At 52.0% G+C, this 1872-nt stretch carries 1 protein-coding gene; it reads left to right on the top strand.

Annotated elements, in window-relative coordinates; all coding sequences use genetic code 11:
* The first annotated feature begins 190 nt into the window (after nt 1-190).
* Nucleotides 191-1816, top strand: a complete 1626-nt coding sequence (locus DXD12_RS14990) for a recombinase family protein (protein ID WP_002594230.1) — start codon at nt 191-193, stop codon at nt 1814-1816.
* Nucleotides 1817-1872: the final 56 nt, after the last annotated feature.

Genomic DNA, 1872 nt, shown 5'->3' with positions numbered 1-1872 from the left:
ATGATGAAAGTGCTGGAAGCAGAAGCCGCCGCCGGATATTTGACCTGTGATAAGCCTGATTGAAAAACCGTCATTTTTACCGACCGTAAAGAAGCAGATTTGACGCTTTTGCCGCTATACAGACAGCCGCCCCATGTGGTACAATCAAGGTACGGAATAGTGGGGCTGGCTGTCGGAAACGGAGGAATTTATGTTAAGACAGACCACCCAGCAACTCATTACCGCCCTTTACCCAAGACTGTCCCATGAGGACGAGCTGCAAGGCGAGAGCAATTCCATTTCCAACCAAAAGAGGATTTTGGAAACCTATGCCAAACAGAATGGATTTTCTAATCTGCGCTGGTACACCGACGACGGTTATTCCGGTGCGAACTTTCAAAGACCCGGATTTCAAGCCATGCTTGCAGACATTGAAGCAGGGAAAGTCGGGACAGTTATCGTCAAGGATATGTCGAGGTTAGGGCGAAACTACTTACAGGTGGGAATGTACACAGAAATGATTTTCCCACAGAAAGGTGTCCGCTTCATCGCTATCAATGACGGAGTGGACAGCGCACAGGGGGAAAATGATTTTGCCCCGCTGCGGAACATTTTTAACGAATGGCTGGTGAGAGATACGAGCAAGAAAATCAAGGCAGTAAAACGCTCTAAGGGCATGAGCGGAAAGCCCATCACAAGCAAGCCCGTCTATGGCTACCTCATGGACGAGGACGAAAACTTTATCATTGACGAGGAAGCCGCCCCGGTGGTACGGCAGATTTACAGCCTTTGCCTTGCCGGGAACGGTCCGACCAAGATAGCCCGTATGCTCACAGAGCAGCAAATCCCCACGCCGGGGACGCTGGAATACCGCAGGACGGGCAGCACCCGCCGCTACCACCCCGGCTATGAGTGCAAGTGGGCGACCAATACCGTGGTTCATCTGCTGGAAAACCGGGAATATACGGGCTGTCTGGTAAACTTTAAGACCGAGAAGCCGTCCTACAAGCTGAAACACAGCATAGAAAATCCCCCGGAAAAGCAGGCGGTTTTTGAGAACCACCATGAGCCTATCATTGACCGGGAAACGTGGGAACGGGTGCAGGAGTTACGCAAGCAGCGCAAACGCCCCAACCGTTATGACGAAGTGGGCTTGTTCTCCGGCATACTCTTTTGTGCCGACTGCGGCAGCGTCATGTACCAGCAGCGATACCAGACGGACAAGCGCAAGCAGGACTGTTATATCTGCGGAAGCTACAAGAAACGCACCGCCGACTGCACAGCGCACTTTATCCGCACTGACCTCTTGACCGCTGGCGTACTCTCCAATCTGCGGAAAGTTACCAGCTATGCGGCAAAGCATGAAGCCCGGTTTATGAAGCTTTTAATCGAGCAGAATGAGGACGGGGACAGACGCAGGAACGCCGCCAAGAAAAAGGAGCTGGAAGCCGCCGAGAAACGCATAGCCGAGTTATCTGCTATCTTCAAGCGGCTGTATGAGGACAGCGTAACCGGGCGCATATCGGACGAGCGTTTCACAGAGCTGTCGGCAGACTATGAAGCCGAGCAGAAAGAACTGAAAGAACGTGCCGCCAGACTGCGGGAAGAACTTTCCAAAGCGCAGGAAGCCACCGCAAACGCTGAAAAGTTTATGAATGTGGTACGCAGGCACACTACCATTGAAGAACTTACCCCTACTCTGCTGCGGGAGTTTGTGGAGAAAATCGTTGTCCATGAAAGCGTTGCCCTTGACGGGAAACGCCGGGGCAAGTTACGCAGACAGGAAATCGAAATCTATTATTCTTTTGTCGGCAAGGTAGAACTGCCCGACACCTAACCGCCCGACCTATCCGACATACCTCATGTGCCGGATAGGAACGGCAAAATTTTTTA

It is taken from the genome of Clostridium sp. TF11-13AC, from assembly GCF_003481065.1.
GTDB classification, from domain to species: Bacteria; Bacillota; Clostridia; order Lachnospirales; family Lachnospiraceae; genus Otoolea; species Otoolea fessa.
This window is presented reverse-complemented; position numbering and strand designations above follow the sequence as displayed.

What these genes read in the sequence shown, in the direction of transcription:
- DXD12_RS14990 (WP_002594230.1), top strand. Translation starts at nt 191, where the DNA reads ATGTTAAGACAGACCACCCAGCAACTCATTACCGCCCTTTACCCAAGA.